General features: G+C 70.3%; 12 protein-coding genes. 3 read left to right on the forward strand and 9 right to left on the reverse strand.

Annotated elements, in window-relative coordinates; translation table 11 throughout:
- Positions 1 to 72: 72 nt before the first annotated feature.
- The 7 genes from NC7_RS09555 to NC7_RS09585 all read right to left on the reverse strand — a co-directional run bounded on the left by NC7_RS09555 (position 73) and on the right by NC7_RS09585 (position 7833).
- Entirely contained in the window at positions 73 to 1509 is a 1437-nt protein-coding gene (locus NC7_RS09555; RefSeq protein WP_067981139.1) for a GuaB1 family IMP dehydrogenase-related protein, read from the reverse strand.
- 126 nt (positions 1510 to 1635) lie between these two features.
- A complete protein-coding gene (locus NC7_RS09560; protein WP_067981140.1) occupies positions 1636 to 3108 on the reverse strand; it encodes a DEAD/DEAH box helicase in 1473 nt (490 codons plus the stop codon).
- A 244-nt stretch (positions 3109 to 3352) separates the two neighbouring features.
- Positions 3353 to 4291, reverse strand: coding sequence for a M56 family metallopeptidase (locus NC7_RS09565; RefSeq protein ID WP_067981141.1), 939 nt, complete (start codon positions 4289 to 4291; stop codon positions 3353 to 3355).
- A gap of 64 nt (positions 4292 to 4355) precedes the next feature.
- Positions 4356 to 4745 (reverse strand): BlaI/MecI/CopY family transcriptional regulator, encoded by a 390-nt coding sequence (locus NC7_RS09570; RefSeq protein WP_373861241.1) that lies wholly within the window; start codon positions 4743 to 4745, stop codon positions 4356 to 4358.
- Positions 4746 to 4808: 63 nt separating this feature from the next.
- Positions 4809 to 5633: an ABC transporter ATP-binding protein gene (locus NC7_RS09575; RefSeq protein WP_067981143.1), complete on the reverse strand. Its 825-nt coding sequence runs from the start codon at positions 5631 to 5633 to the stop codon at positions 4809 to 4811.
- The gene (locus tag NC7_RS09580) at positions 5630 to 6790 is read right to left on the reverse strand and encodes a FecCD family ABC transporter permease (protein ID WP_373861233.1); all 1161 of its coding nucleotides are present in this window, start codon (positions 6788 to 6790) and stop codon (positions 5630 to 5632) included. Before NC7_RS09580 ends, NC7_RS09575 begins: the two co-directional genes overlap by 4 nt.
- Positions 6787 to 7833, reverse strand: coding sequence for a FecCD family ABC transporter permease (locus NC7_RS09585; protein WP_067981144.1), 1047 nt, complete (start codon positions 7831 to 7833; stop codon positions 6787 to 6789). Before NC7_RS09585 ends, NC7_RS09580 begins: the two co-directional genes overlap by 4 nt.
- Before the next feature lie 111 nt (positions 7834 to 7944).
- Here NC7_RS09585 and NC7_RS09590 point away from each other — a divergent pair, with 111 nt between their 5' ends.
- From NC7_RS09590 to NC7_RS29520, 3 genes are read left to right on the forward strand one after another with little or no spacing between them, the layout of a single operon-like run.
- Positions 7945 to 8652, forward strand: a complete 708-nt coding sequence (locus NC7_RS09590) for a hypothetical protein (RefSeq protein WP_067981145.1) — start codon at positions 7945 to 7947, stop codon at positions 8650 to 8652.
- A gap of 45 nt (positions 8653 to 8697) precedes the next feature.
- Complete coding sequence (locus NC7_RS09595; RefSeq protein ID WP_067981146.1) at positions 8698 to 10002, forward strand: APC family permease; 1305 nt, start codon at positions 8698 to 8700, stop codon at positions 10000 to 10002.
- Positions 10003 to 10032: 30 nt separating this feature from the next.
- On the forward strand, positions 10033 to 10182 hold the full coding sequence (locus tag NC7_RS29520; RefSeq protein ID WP_167352415.1) for a hypothetical protein: 150 nt from the start codon (positions 10033 to 10035) through the stop codon (positions 10180 to 10182).
- Here the strand turns inward: NC7_RS29520 and NC7_RS09600 are convergent.
- Together NC7_RS09600 and NC7_RS09605 are read right to left on the reverse strand one after the other, a co-directional pair.
- On the reverse strand, positions 10179 to 11543 hold the full coding sequence (locus NC7_RS09600; RefSeq protein WP_067981147.1) for a wax ester/triacylglycerol synthase family O-acyltransferase: 1365 nt from the start codon (positions 11541 to 11543) through the stop codon (positions 10179 to 10181). The two genes, NC7_RS29520 and NC7_RS09600, sit on opposite strands and share 4 nt — an antisense overlap.
- On the reverse strand, positions 11540 to 12577 hold the full coding sequence (locus NC7_RS09605; protein WP_067981148.1) for an alpha/beta hydrolase: 1038 nt from the start codon (positions 12575 to 12577) through the stop codon (positions 11540 to 11542). The genes NC7_RS09600 and NC7_RS09605 overlap by 4 nt, the downstream gene beginning before the upstream one ends.
- Positions 12578 to 12852: the final 275 nt, after the last annotated feature.

Raw genomic sequence — 12852 nt, forward strand, 5'->3', positions numbered from 1 at the left:
ATCCGTCGCCTCGGTTGATGCGTCAGCGGCGCGGCCGACCGGCGCCCGGCGGGCGTCCGGTCGGCCCGGCGATCACCAGCCGCTCGGCAGCGGCCTGCCCTCGGCGAAACCGGCGGCGGACTGCACACCGAGCACCGCGCGCTCGTGGAACTCGGGCAGGGTGCGGGCGCCCGCGTAGGTGCAGGAGCTGCGCACACCCGAGCAGATGTGGTCGATGAGGTCCTCCACACCCGGCCGTTCGGGGTCCAGACGCATCCGCGAACTGGAGATGCCCTCCTCGAACAGTGCCTTGCGCGCCCGGTCGAATCCGCTGTCGGCGGCGGTGCGGGCGGCGACGGCCCGCTTGGAGGCCATGCCGAAGCTCTCCTTGTAGGCGTTGCCGTCACGGTCCACGCGCAGGTCGCCGGGGGATTCGTAGGTGCCCGCGAACCAGGAACCGATCATCACGTTGGACGCGCCCGCGGCCAGCGCCAGCGCCACGTCGCGGGGGTGGCGGACGCCGCCGTCGGCCCACACGTGCACGCCGAGTTCCTGTGCGGCGGCGGCACATTCGGCCACCGCGGAGAACTGTGGACGGCCGACACCGGTCATCATGCGGGTGGTGCACATCGCGCCGGGCCCGACACCGACCTTGATGATGGTCGCGCCCGCGTCGGCCAGGTCGCGGGTGCCTTCGGCGGAGACCACGTTGCCCGCCACCAGCGGCAGCCCGAGTCCGAGATCGGCGACGGTGCGCAGGGATTCGAGCATCTTGGTCTGGTGGCCGTGGGCGGTGTCGAGGACGAGGACGTCGGCGCCCGCGTCGGCGAGTGCCTTCGCCTTGGCGGCCACGTCACCGTTGATGCCGACGGCGGCGGCGACGCGGAGCTTGCCCTCGGCGTCGACGGCGGGGGTGTAGATGCCCGCGCGGATGGCGCCGGTGCGGGTCATCACGCCCGCCAGGGTGCCGTCGGGATGGGTGAGCACGGCGAGTTGGGTGTGCGATCCGGCGAGCCGGTCGAAGATGTCGCGCGGTGAGGCGTCGACCGGGGCCTGCACGAAATCGGTCTGGGCCACCTCGCGCAGCCGCGCGAACCGGTCGACGTCGGCGCACGCGGCCTCGGTGACCACGCCGACCGGCGTGCCGTCCTCGACGACGACCACCGCGCCGTGCGCGCGCTTGTGCATCAGCGCCAGCGCGTCGGAGACCGCCGCGTCGGGGTCGAGGGTGACCGGGGTGTCGGCGGTGAGCGAACGGCTCTTGACGAACGCGATGGTGTCGGCGGCGGCCGGGATCGGCAGGTCCTGGGGCAGGACGACCAGTCCGCCGCGCCGGGCGACGGTCTCGGCCATCCGCTTACCGGCCACCGCGGTCATGTTCGCGACGACGAGGGGGATGGTGGTGCCCGAGCCGTCGACGCTGGCCAGGTCCACGTCGAACCGGGACGCCACATCCGTCCGGTTCGGGACGAGGAACAGATCGTCGTAGGTCAGGTCGTACGGCGGCGGTGGGCCAGGAAGAAATCGCACTGTGCCGATGATAGCCGGGTGAGCTGTCCGGCGGGCCGATGCGCGCGCGGCGCCCGGAAGACCTGACCCGAAACGTCGCGTGGCCGAACCGTAATCGGTTCGGCCACGCGGTGATTCGTGCTGCGATCAGTTTGCGGAACGGTTGCGGTTGCCCGCCGGAGCCGCCGGTCGACCGGCGCGCCGCCGTGAATTCGTCGGCGTGTCGCCGCCCCGGGCGTGTCCGCCTGCGCCCGCGGGCTTGCGTGAACGCGACTCGCCCGTCGGGCGGTCCCGGCGCGGCGCGCCCGAACCCCGGCTGTGCCCACCCTCGGCGGCCGAGGCGCCACCGGGCCTGCCCCGGCGCGGACGACCCGAACCGTTCGAGGACCTGGCCGGTTGGGCCGGGGCGGCCGGAGCCGCGATCGCGATCCCGCTCGGCTTGCGGGCGCCGGTGATCTCCACGAGGTTCCGGTCGCCGGGGCGCACCTCGATGCCGTCGGTCCGCACGCCCGCCTTGCGGGTCATCGCGGCCACGTCCTTGCGCTCCTCGTCGGTGACCAGGGTGACGACCACGCCGTCCTCCCCGGCCCGCGCCGTGCGACCGGCGCGGTGCAGGTAGGCCTTGTGCTCGGCGGGCGGGTCGAAGTGCACGACCAGGGAGACGCCGTCGATGTGGATGCCGCGCGCGGCGACATCGGTGGTGACCAGCACCGGCACGGAACCGTCGGCGAAGGCCGCCAGGGTGCGCACCCGGTTGTTCTGCGCCTTGCCGCCGTGCAGCGAGCCCGCGTCCACCCCGGCGCCGCGCAGCTGCTTGGCCAGGCGGTCGGCACCGTGCTTGGTACGCACGAACATGATGGTCAGACCGTCGCGGGCGGCGATCTCGGTGGCGACGGCCCGCTTGACGTTCTTGTCGCGCACGAAGAACAGGTGGTGGGTCATGGTGCTCACCGCCGCTTCGGCGGGCGCGGTGGAGTGGGTGACCGGGTTGTCGAGGTAGCGCTTCACCAGCTTGTCGACGTCACCGTCGAGGGTGGCCGAGAACAGCAGGCGCTGCCCGTGCTTCGGGGTGCGGTCCAGCAGGCGGGTGACCTGGGGCAGGAAGCCCATGTCGGCCATGTGGTCGGCCTCGTCCAGGGCGGTGATCGCCACGTCGGACAGGTCGGCGGCGCGCTGTTTGATCAGGTCGTCGAGGCGGCCGGGGGTGGCGATGAGCAGGTCGACGCCACGCGCGAGCCGGTCGGCCTGCCGCTTGATCGGGGCGCCGCCGACGACGGAGGCGACGCGCAGGCCGAGCGAGCGCGCGGGCTCTTCGAGCGCCTTCTCGATCTGGGTGGCGAGCTCACGGGTCGGCACGAGCACCAGACCGCGCGGGCGGCCCGGCTTGGACTGCGGACCCTCGCCCAGGCGGGTGAGGATCGGCAGGCCGAAGGCGAGGGTCTTGCCCGAGCCGGTCGGGCCGCGACCGAGCACGTCGCGCCCGGCGAGCGCGTCGCCGATGGTGGCGGCCTGGATGGGGAACGGCTTGTCGATACCGGCGTTGCGCAGGGCTTGCACCAGGGCGACAGGCAGACCCAGTTCCGCGAAGGAGGGGTCGTTGGGCACAGCAGAGGTGGTCAAAATGGCCTTTCGTTGGGCTGCGAATCGCGCTGGAAGATCACCGGCGCCGATTACCCGAAACGCGCGAGACGGCGTACGGGGTGCGGCCCAGCAGGAAGGACCGATCTCCCAGGATAGGCGTGTTTGCGCGTGGGTGGGTAAACACGCTGGTCAGCGTGAGCGGCGAGCAGCGCGGCGGCGCGGGCGGATCAGGGGCTGTCGCGGTGCGCCGGGCGCGCGTGGCGCGAGACCGGTGATCGCCAGGTCAGCCGTGGAACAACCGGCTCAGTTCCTGCAGCCACGGCACCGCGACAGCGAGGGTCGGGACCACCAGGATGGCGGCCGAGCCGAGGTAGGCGGCGGTGGCGATTCTCACGTCGCCGTTGGTACCGGCGAGGCGCTGGATGCGGATGAGGGTGGTCGGCCCACCGGCGGCGAGGGCACCTTGCGGCGCGGTCGATTTCGCGCAGGCGACCAGGGCGCGCGCGAGGGGTTTGGGGCCGGTCACCTTGACCGCCGAATCGTCGGCGAGCAGTTCGATCAGCAGCTTCACCGAACCGAGCGCGGCCTTGCTGCGGACCACCCGGGGGAATGCCTCGTGCACGGCGGTGAACGCCTCGAGCACCAGATCGTGGCGGGCCCGCAGATGCGATCGTTCATGGCTCACGATCGCGGTGACCTCGGCATCGTCGAGGCTGGTCAGGGTGCCTTCGCTCAGGACGACGCGTTGGCGCAGGCCGGGCAGACAGTAGGCGATGGGCTCGGTGGCGGCGAGTACCCGGATGTCGGCGGCCCGACGCACGGGACCGCTCTGGTCAAGCAGGTCGACCAGCATGCGATGCCGGGAGCGGCGTCGGCGGGTGTGCACGCCGACCCGCACGATGGAGAACATCAGGCGCGCGCCGATCATCAGCGTCAGCGCGAACACGGTGACGTAGACGAGCCACAGCGGCAGCCCGAGCGCGTCGATCTCCTTGGTGGGGGAGGTGGTCGGCCTACCGTCGGGGCCGGGGACGAGCAGCAGGCTGGCGATGGCCAGCCCGGAGCCGAAGGCGCTGAGCACGGCGGCCAGCGCGATGGCCTGCCACAACACGACCGCCGCCCGTGGGCTGCGGTGCGGCCAGGTCGCACGGCTGAGCAGCGCGGGAACCGGCCCTGCGAGTAGCAAGGCGAGACCTGCGAAGACTGCCGCGGTTGCGTTCATCGACTCTGCTCACTGCGTTGTGGGGCCAGGGGCGCTCACGTCGTTGTGAGAGCCGCCAGGGAGTCTAGCCGCTGTTTTCGTCGGATTCGAGCTTTGCCAGTGCCTCGCGCAGGGCGTCGGCCTCGTCCTTGCCGACCTGTTCCACGAAGTGCACGAGGGCCGCCGCGCGGCTGCCCGCCGCGTCGGCCTGCTGCAACGCGTCGACCATCAGGCTCGCGACCAGTTCGTCGCGGCTGTGGACCGGGGCGTACCGATGCGCGCGATCGTCGCGACGCTGCACAACCAGATTCTTCTTCGCCAGCCGCTGCAGCACGGTCATCACCGTGGTGTAAGCGAGCTCGCGTCGAGCCGCCAGTGCTTCGTGTACCTGTCGCACCGTGAGCGGTTCGTCGGCGGACCACAACTGGTCCATCACCGCTTTTTCGAGTTCGCCGAGACCTGCCATCCCGCCGATTTTACGGACTCAACGACAAAGATGCGTACTACAGATTGTCGTAACGGGGTGTTTGCTGGTGTGTCATTCGTCATACCCGGCCGCGCCGTGCACGTGGCGCGTGCCGACCGGCACGATCATCGGCCGCCCCGAGACCGGATCGGTGAGCACCCGCGCCTCGAGTCCGAACACGTCCGCGAGCAGTGCCGCGGTGATGATGTCGGCGGGCCTGCCCTGCGCGACGATGCGGCCCGCCGCCATCACCACCAGTTCGTCGCTGTAGCGGAAGGCGAGGTTGAGATCGTGCAGCACCATCACCACCGTGCGTCCGAATTCGGCGTGCAACCGGTCGACCAGGTCGAGCACTTCCAGCGAGTGCGCGAGGTCGAGATAGGTGGTCGGCTCGTCGAGGAGCAGGATGTCGGTGCCCTGGGCCAGAGCCATCGAGATCCAGGCGCGCTGACGCTGGCCGCCCGACAGTTCGTCGAGGGTGCGCTCGGCGAGATCGGCGATGCCGGTCTGGGCCAGGGCGGCGGCGACCTCGGTCTCGTCGTCGGCAGACCACTGTCGCAACCAGGACTGATGCGGGTGCCGTCCGCGCGCGACGAGATCGGCGACGGTGAGACCCTCGGGCGCCACGGGCGTCTGCGGCAGCATGCCGATCACCCGGGCGACGTCCTTGGTCTTCATCGAGGAGATGGCTTTGCCGTCGAGCACGACCTGTCCGCCGCGGGGCCGCAGCAGCCTGCCAAGCGACTTGAGCAGTGTCGACTTCCCGCAGCCGTTCGGGCCGATGACGGTGGTCACCACACCGGGGGTGATGTCGAGACTCAGTCCGTCGACGATCACCCGTTCGCCGTAGCCGAGGGACACGGTGTCGGCGGCGAGACGATGGACGGGGCTGGTCATGAGAGGGTGGCCTTCCGGTTCATGCGGACGAGCAGGTAGAGCAGGAACGGCCCACCGAGCGCGGCGGTGACGATACCCACCGGCAGCTCGACGGGCAGCAATGCGCGCGAGACGATGTCGGCGCCGGTCACCAGCGCGGCGCCGGTCAGCGCCGAGGCGATGAGCGGTTCGCCGGGTGTGCGCAGCGCCATGCGGGCGATCTGCGGGGCGGCGAGTGCGACGAAACCGACGGGCCCGACCGCCGCGGTGGCCACCGAGGCCGCCACCACGGACGCGCCGATCAGCAAGGCCTGCTGCGACTGGATGCGCACACCGAGCACCCGCGTGGATTCCTCGCCCAGCCGCAGCGCGGCCAGTGTGCGCACCGAGACCAGCGCGACGAGGGTGACCACGGTGAGCGCGACGGCGGCGGGCACGACGCTGGACATGTCGGCCGCGTCGAGCGAGCCGTTGAGCCAGACCTGGGCGCGGGCGGCGTCGGTGAGGCTGGCTCGGGTGAGCAACCAGCTGATCGCGGACATGAGCACGGCGTTCACGCCGATGCCGATGAGTACCAGACGGAAACCGGTGACACCACGTTCTCCGCCGCCCCCGCGTCCCCATGCGAGCAGGTAGATCACGACGGCGGTGAGCAGCCCACCGGCGAGCGCGGCCAGGGGAGCGCCGAGGGTCGCGATGAGACCCGTTGCCGCCCCGCCACTTCCGACGAGAACCGCGACGGCACCGACCGCGGCTCCGGTGGTGATGCCGAGAACATCCGGCCCCGCCAGGGGATTGTGCAGGATGGACTGCATCAGCGCTCCGGACAGCCCGAGCGCGGCACCGACGACCACGGCGGTGAGCGCGCGGGGCAGTCGCGATTCGAGGACTATGAACCGCTGCGATCGGGAGCCGCCCCCGCCGAGCACATCGAGTACCCGGCCCAGCGGGACAGAGGTATCGCCGACGGAGATATCCAGGCAGAACAGCACGAACACGGCCACGGCCAACACGACGACGAAACCGAACATCACCGGCCGCAGCACCAGCGACAGCGGGCCCACTCGCAAGGCGGGACGCACCTGGCGCAGGTCGGCGGTCGCGACGATGGCAGGCCGTGCCGCCTCGTTCGCGAGTTCGTCTGCGGCGGTGGGATCGGGTGTGTTCTGCTCGTTCACAGTGTCACCAGCTTCTTGCGGCGCACGAGGGTGATGAAGAACGGCGCGCCGAGGGCCGCCAGCATGACGCCGACCTGTAGTTCACCTGGTCGGGCGACGACGCGCCCGGTGATGTCGGCCACCAGCAGCAACAACCCGCCCAGCAGAGCCGAGTAGGGGATCAGCCACCGGTTGTCGGGGCCGGTGATGATGCGCGCGATGTGCGGCACCACCAGGCCCAGGAACGCGATCGGGCCGATCGCCGCGGTGGCCGCGCCGCTGAGCAGCACCACCGCGACGAGCCCGAAGGCGCGCGCCCGCCCGATGTCGACACCGAGCCCGCGCGCCACGTCGTCGCCGAGGCCGAGCAGGTTCAGGGCGGGCGCGGCGGCCACAGCCATCCCGAGCCCGAGCACGAGGAACGGCAGCACCTGCCAGAACACGTCGGCCTCCCGGCCGTTGACCGTGCCGACCACCCAGAACCGGTAGGTGTCGAGGGCGGCGTTGTCGAGGACGACGACGGCGTTGGTCATCGCCTGGAGGAACGCGGTCACCGCCGCCCCGGCCAGGACCAGGCTCAACGGACTGGCCTTGCCGCCGCCGATCGAGGAGACCCCGAACACGATCACTCCCGCGATCGCGGACCCGGCGAAGGCGAACCAGATGTACTGACCGGGCGCGGTGAAGCCGAACAGGTAGATGCTCAGCGCCGCCAGGAACCCGGCGCCCGCATTCAGTCCCAACAATCCGGCATCAGCGAGCGGATTCCGGGTATACCCCTGGATGAGCGCGCCCGCGACCCCCAGCGCCATCCCGGCGATGAGGGCCAACGCGGTGCGTGGAAGACGCAGCTCACGCACGATTTCCTCGGCGGTGGAGCGGGCCGGGCATCGGAACGGGCCGCCGTCGCAGCCGAGAGCGTGTGCGACGGCGTCGAACACCGTGGACGGTGCGAGCGAGCGGGTGCCGATGACGATGCTGGCGACGACCGCCACGGTGAGCAGTACAGCGAGCAGGGCAAGCCCGGTCAGACGACGGCGTCTGACGGTGCCAGGGTGGATCACGGCGACGAACTTCTCCTGCCTCGAAACCGGACACGACTTGTGAAGTCTGGTAAGCCTAACCTATGTTCCGAGACATCATCGTCACGGGAACCAACCGTTCGAGGAGGTTCGATGCCCGAGCCCGTCACCACCACCACGACCCGCAGCACCACCGCGTTCGATCGCGCCTGTGCACGGTTGCAAGCACTGCAACCCGAGCATCCGCGGGTCTATGCCGTGGCGGCGATGGCCGGACAGGGCAAACGCCGGTGGTGGCACGTGCCCAACGGGCTGAGCGAGGGCCGCGTCGAACTGATGTACCGCAGGCACGCGGCGGAGATGATCAACGACGACATCGCCGCCGAGGTGGTGGCGACCGCGCTCATCCACGCCGTGGTCGGCCGGGTCACCGCGCTGTTCGTGATGTCGGCCCAAGCCTGGGATCCGGGCCGGGACAACCTGTGGATCCACCACGACAACGACGGCGGCATCGACTGGGCGGGCTTGTCCGACACCACGATTCGCGTCGTCGACGGTGACTCCCGCTCCGCTGGGCCCGGCACCGTCGCGCTGCCGTGCGAGGCGGCGATGGCGGTGTGGCTGGTGCAGCGCAGCGCCTCGTCGCTGATCCCGTTGCAGTCGGTGCTCACCCGCTGCTCCGGTCTGTCCGCGCGTCGGTTCTGGTCGCTGGTCGGTGAATCCGTCGTCGGCGCCGCGACCTATGTACCCGATCTGGCGCGCGTCGATGCCGCCGCCGGGGCGCGGCGCGGGCAGTTGCTGCTCACCGCGTTCGAGGAACGCGGGTTGCCCGTGCGACGTAGCAGCGTGCTGCAGCGCTGAGCGCGTCGCGCGCTTCGACCCGACGGTCGCGGGTATAGGTTCCGCATGACCGATGTCCTGAAGCGGGCCGTCACGACGCCGCTGCTGTACTTCTTCATCCTCGGCGACATTCTCGGCGCCGGGGTGTATGTGCTGGTGGGTTCGGTGGCTCGGGAATCCGGCGGTGCGGTGTGGTTGCCGCTGGTCATCGCGCTGCTGCTGGCCACGCTCACCGCGGGGTCGTATGCCGAACTCGCGACGAAGTTCCCCAGGGCGGGTGGGTCGGCGCATTACGTCACCCAGGCGTTCGGGCCCGCGGCGGGATCGTTCGTCGGGTTCTGCATGCTGGCCGCCGGGGTGGTTTCGGTAGGAGCGCTGGCCAGGGCGTTCGCCGGGGACTACCTGCGCGCGCTGGTCTCGGCGCCGGTCGTGGTGGTGGTCGTGGTGTTCCTCGTGCTGCTCGCGGCACTCAACATTCGGGGCATCCGGGAGTCGTTGGGCGCCAACGTCGCCGCCACCCTGGTCGAGGTCGGTGGGCTGCTGCTCATCATCGGGCTCGGCGTCTGGGTGATGCTGCGCGGTGACGCCGACCTGAGCAGGCTCACCCAGATCGGCACCGCCGAACAGGGCGCGGTCGGTGCGGTGCTGGCTGGCTCGGTGCTGGCGTTCTATTCCTTCGTCGGGTTCGAGACCTCGGTGAATCTGGCCGAGGAGGTGAAGGATCCGCGCCGCTCCTATCCCACCGCGCTGTTCGGCGCGTTGCTCACCGCCGGGGTGGTGTACGCGCTGGTCGGCGTGGTCGCCAGCGCCACGGTGCCCACCGACACGTTGGCGGAGTCGAGTGGACCGCTGCTGGAGGTGGTGCGGGTCGCCGGTGAGGTGCCCGACTGGTTGTTCAGTGTGATCGCCCTGGTCGCGGTCGCCAACGGGGCGCTGCTCACCGGCATCATGTCCTCGCGGCTGGCCTACGGCATGGCCCGTGACGGCCTGCTGCCCCCCGCGCTGGCCCGGATCCTGCCCGGCAGGCGCACCCCCTGGGTGGCGATCCTGGCGACCTCGGCGGTGTCGTTGTTGCTGGCGCTGACCGGTGAGGTCGATTCGCTGGCGGCCACCCTGGTGCTGTTGCTGCTGTTCGTGTTCGGGTCGGTCGACGCGGCGGTGCTCGTCTTGCGCCGCGAACCGGGCGAGCCGGGGCACTTCCGCATCCCGACGATCGTGCCGTGGCTCGGTCTGGCGTCGTGCCTGTTCCTGTTCACCCGCATCGACGGCGAGGTCTGGGCTCGCGGGCTGATCCTCGTCGGTCTCGGCGTACTGCTGGCCGTGGTGAACGCCGTCCGTGCCCGCCGCGATGAAACCGGGGCGAACGGGTAGAGCGAAGCGAGGACACGAAGGAGGACAACCATGACCGGCACCGACAAGGACGACGACACCACCGAACCCAAGGGCGGTCGGCCTGGTCCGAGCGACGAAGGCAAGGACGGCGGGATGGCCACCCGCGAGCTGGCCCCCGAGATCGCCGAGACCGAACACGCGCAGGAACCGCCGGACTAACCGATCACGGCGTCACCGAGCAGTCGGAACGAGCGCAGCAGCAGCTCACCGTAGTGCTCGGGGTCCGGCATCATCGTCGCGTTGGTGGTGACGGTGACGGCCAGTTCCGCGCCCTGCGAGGTGATGAGATGACGCAGGCCGTCCCCGTCGTGGATCGGCAGCGCCCCGAGCACCCGCACCAGCGCCCGCCCAACGAAGCGCAGGTCGTCGCGCACCGGTGGCACGTTGCTGATCGTGGTGTTGCTCAACGGGATCGCGGTGGCCTGGTCGAACCGGCGCAGAGTGCGCGCCCAACCCGCCGCGCGCAGCAGCAGCGCGGGCGCGGTCTCGACGCGCGACTCCATGCGCAGAGTGGCCGGGTCGGCGGCGGTGGCCTTGGCCCGGGTCGCCGATTCCTTGATCGCGAGCAGTCGTCGCACCGGGTCGTCGATGTCGGTGTGCAGATCGACGAACATCTGGGTGAGCTGATTCACCGAGTCCCATTGCGCCACACCCCGCATCGACATCGGCACCATGGCGGCCAGTGAGGCCTCCGGTGTCTCGTCGTGTTCGGCGAGGTAGGCCGCGAGGGCACCCGCCACGGTGGTCAGCATCAGGTCGTTGACGGTGACCCGTACCGGGCAGGCGGCCTGCACGGCGCGGACCTCGCTCATCGGCAGGGTGACGACATGCAGGATCGGTGGTGCGTGGATGTCGCGGTTGAAGCGGGTCACCGGCTGCCGGGTCACCGCGCCCGCGCCGTCGTGTCCCCGAGTCCTGGCCATACCGAGGGCGAAGCGCGCGGGAGCGGTGAGCACCGAGGCGGCGGTCCGCACCGCCGTGCCGATCAGATCGTCGCCCGCCAGCTCGACGTCGGGGGCGGGGGAGTCACCGAACAGCGCGGCCTCGAGTTCGCGGGTCGCCACGCCGTCGCACACGCTGTGGTGGAGTTTGAGCACCACCACCGTCGCCGTCCCGATGCCCGGCACCTCGCGTACTCGGTCCAGGACATGGATCTCCCACGGCGGCTTCGCGAGATCCATTCTGGCCGAGACGAGTTCGGCGATCCGTGACCGCGCCGCGGTCCAGGTGCCCGGCGCGTCGAGGAGGACGTGATCCGCCATGTTCGCGACCGGGGCCGGTACCCAGTGGGGCAGGTCGAGATCGAAGGGAATGCGGCGCAGACGGCGGTGGAACAGGGGAGCGTGGCCGAGGCGGGCGCGGGCCCACTCGCGCACCCGGTGTGCGTCGAGCGGCGCGTCACCGTCGTCGGCGAAGAAATACACCGCGACGATGTGGGACAGGTGCCGATCGGTCTCGTCGTAGACGAAGACCGCGTCGCGCGGCGCCAATCGCGTGGTGCCTACCCGCAGCGTGCTCACAGGCCGAGCGCTGTCGCCATCATCGGCCAGGAAGCATGCAGATCGTCTTCCCAATAGCCCCAGGAATGGGTTCCGGTGGCACGCATGTTGTAGGTGATGTTCGTGCGGCCGAGTTCCCGTGTGCGCTGAGCCATTTGCGCGGTGCAATACATTGTCGCGGCTTCGATTCCGCCGCCCACGAGCATTTGATTCTGCAGAATGGACGCGGGGTTCTTGCCCTCGATGTGCACTCGCGGATTCGCGAGGGTGTCGTGCACACCCGGCAAGCCACTTCCGGCGGCGATATAGATCGGGATATCGGGCAGTCGGTGCGCTTGCACATACGGGTCGTGTTCGCGCCAGGCCGGGTCGCCTGCCGGTCCCCACATGTTCTCCACCTTGCCACCGCCGAGGCGGACAACCAGGGAGACGAACTCGCGACCCACCGGATCGCTGGTCATCGCGCAGCCGCTGTAGGAGGCGACGCTTCGATAGAGCCTCGGGGCCTGAATGGCCAGGTCGAGAACCGAACTACCGGCCATCGAGATACCGGCGAGCGAGTTCACCCCGGTGGTGCCGAAGGCCGCGTCGATCACCGGCGGCAACTCCTGGGTGAGAAAGGTCGTCCACTTGTTCACACCGTTGTTCTCCAGGTTCTTCGCCAGTCCTGGATCGGGCTGCTGCCAGTCGGTGTAGTAGCTGAACGCGCCTTCCATCGGCATCACGACATTGACGTGCTTTCCGGCGAAGAACTCGGTCGCATTCGTCTGACCTGCCCAGTTGGCGGAGTCTTCGCCGCCGCCCGCGCCGTTGAGCAGATACAGCGTCGGTGCGGGAGTCGCGGTGTCGGCGGGGCGGAGCACCCGCAGCGCGATGGTGCGATCCATCGACGGCGAATAGACGCTGATCTCGGCGGTCTGGCCGATCTGGCCGCGGCTCACCAGCTCGGCGCCGGGTACGGCGTTCGCCCGCGAGGCGTCGGTGAGCGCGGGGGCTGTGGCCAGGGCGGCGGCACAGGCCGCGGCGAGGAGTGTACGGAATGCGAGGTGGTTCATGGGTGGTGCGTGCCTGCTGACTTCTCGAAGTGCGGCCGGGGGCCGACTGGTCGGCCGGCCCCCGAGACAGAACGGAGGGCTACTTGCCGGGCGACGGCGTGCCGCCGCTGGCCGAGATGAGCGCCTGCACGAAGGGCAACGCCGCGTTGCTGAGGCTGCCCGCGCCGGTCTCGAGCAGTTCGTAGAGGGATCCCATGTTTTTCTCCTGGTGGTGAAGGGTGGATCAAGCTCGCGTCAGGGGCGAGCCGGGTGACCGGATGGCGCGGTTTACGGGA

This window comes from Nocardia caishijiensis NBRC 108228 (assembly GCF_001612825.1).
GTDB lineage: Bacteria > Actinomycetota > Actinomycetes > Mycobacteriales > Mycobacteriaceae > Nocardia > Nocardia caishijiensis.

What these genes read in the sequence shown, in the direction of transcription:
- NC7_RS29520 (WP_167352415.1), top strand. Translation starts at nt 10,033, where the DNA reads ATGACCGGCACCGACAAGGACGACGACACCACCGAACCCAAGGGCGGT.
- NC7_RS09565 (WP_067981141.1), bottom strand. Translation starts at nt 4,291, where the DNA reads ATGAACGCAACCGCGGCAGTCTTCGCAGGTCTCGCCTTGCTACTCGCA.
- NC7_RS09595 (WP_067981146.1), top strand. Translation starts at nt 8,698, where the DNA reads ATGACCGATGTCCTGAAGCGGGCCGTCACGACGCCGCTGCTGTACTTC.
- NC7_RS09590 (WP_067981145.1), top strand. Translation starts at nt 7,945, where the DNA reads ATGCCCGAGCCCGTCACCACCACCACGACCCGCAGCACCACCGCGTTC.
- NC7_RS09575 (WP_067981143.1), bottom strand. Translation starts at nt 5,633, where the DNA reads ATGACCAGCCCCGTCCATCGTCTCGCCGCCGACACCGTGTCCCTCGGC.
- NC7_RS09605 (WP_067981148.1), bottom strand. Translation starts at nt 12,577, where the DNA reads ATGAACCACCTCGCATTCCGTACACTCCTCGCCGCGGCCTGTGCCGCC.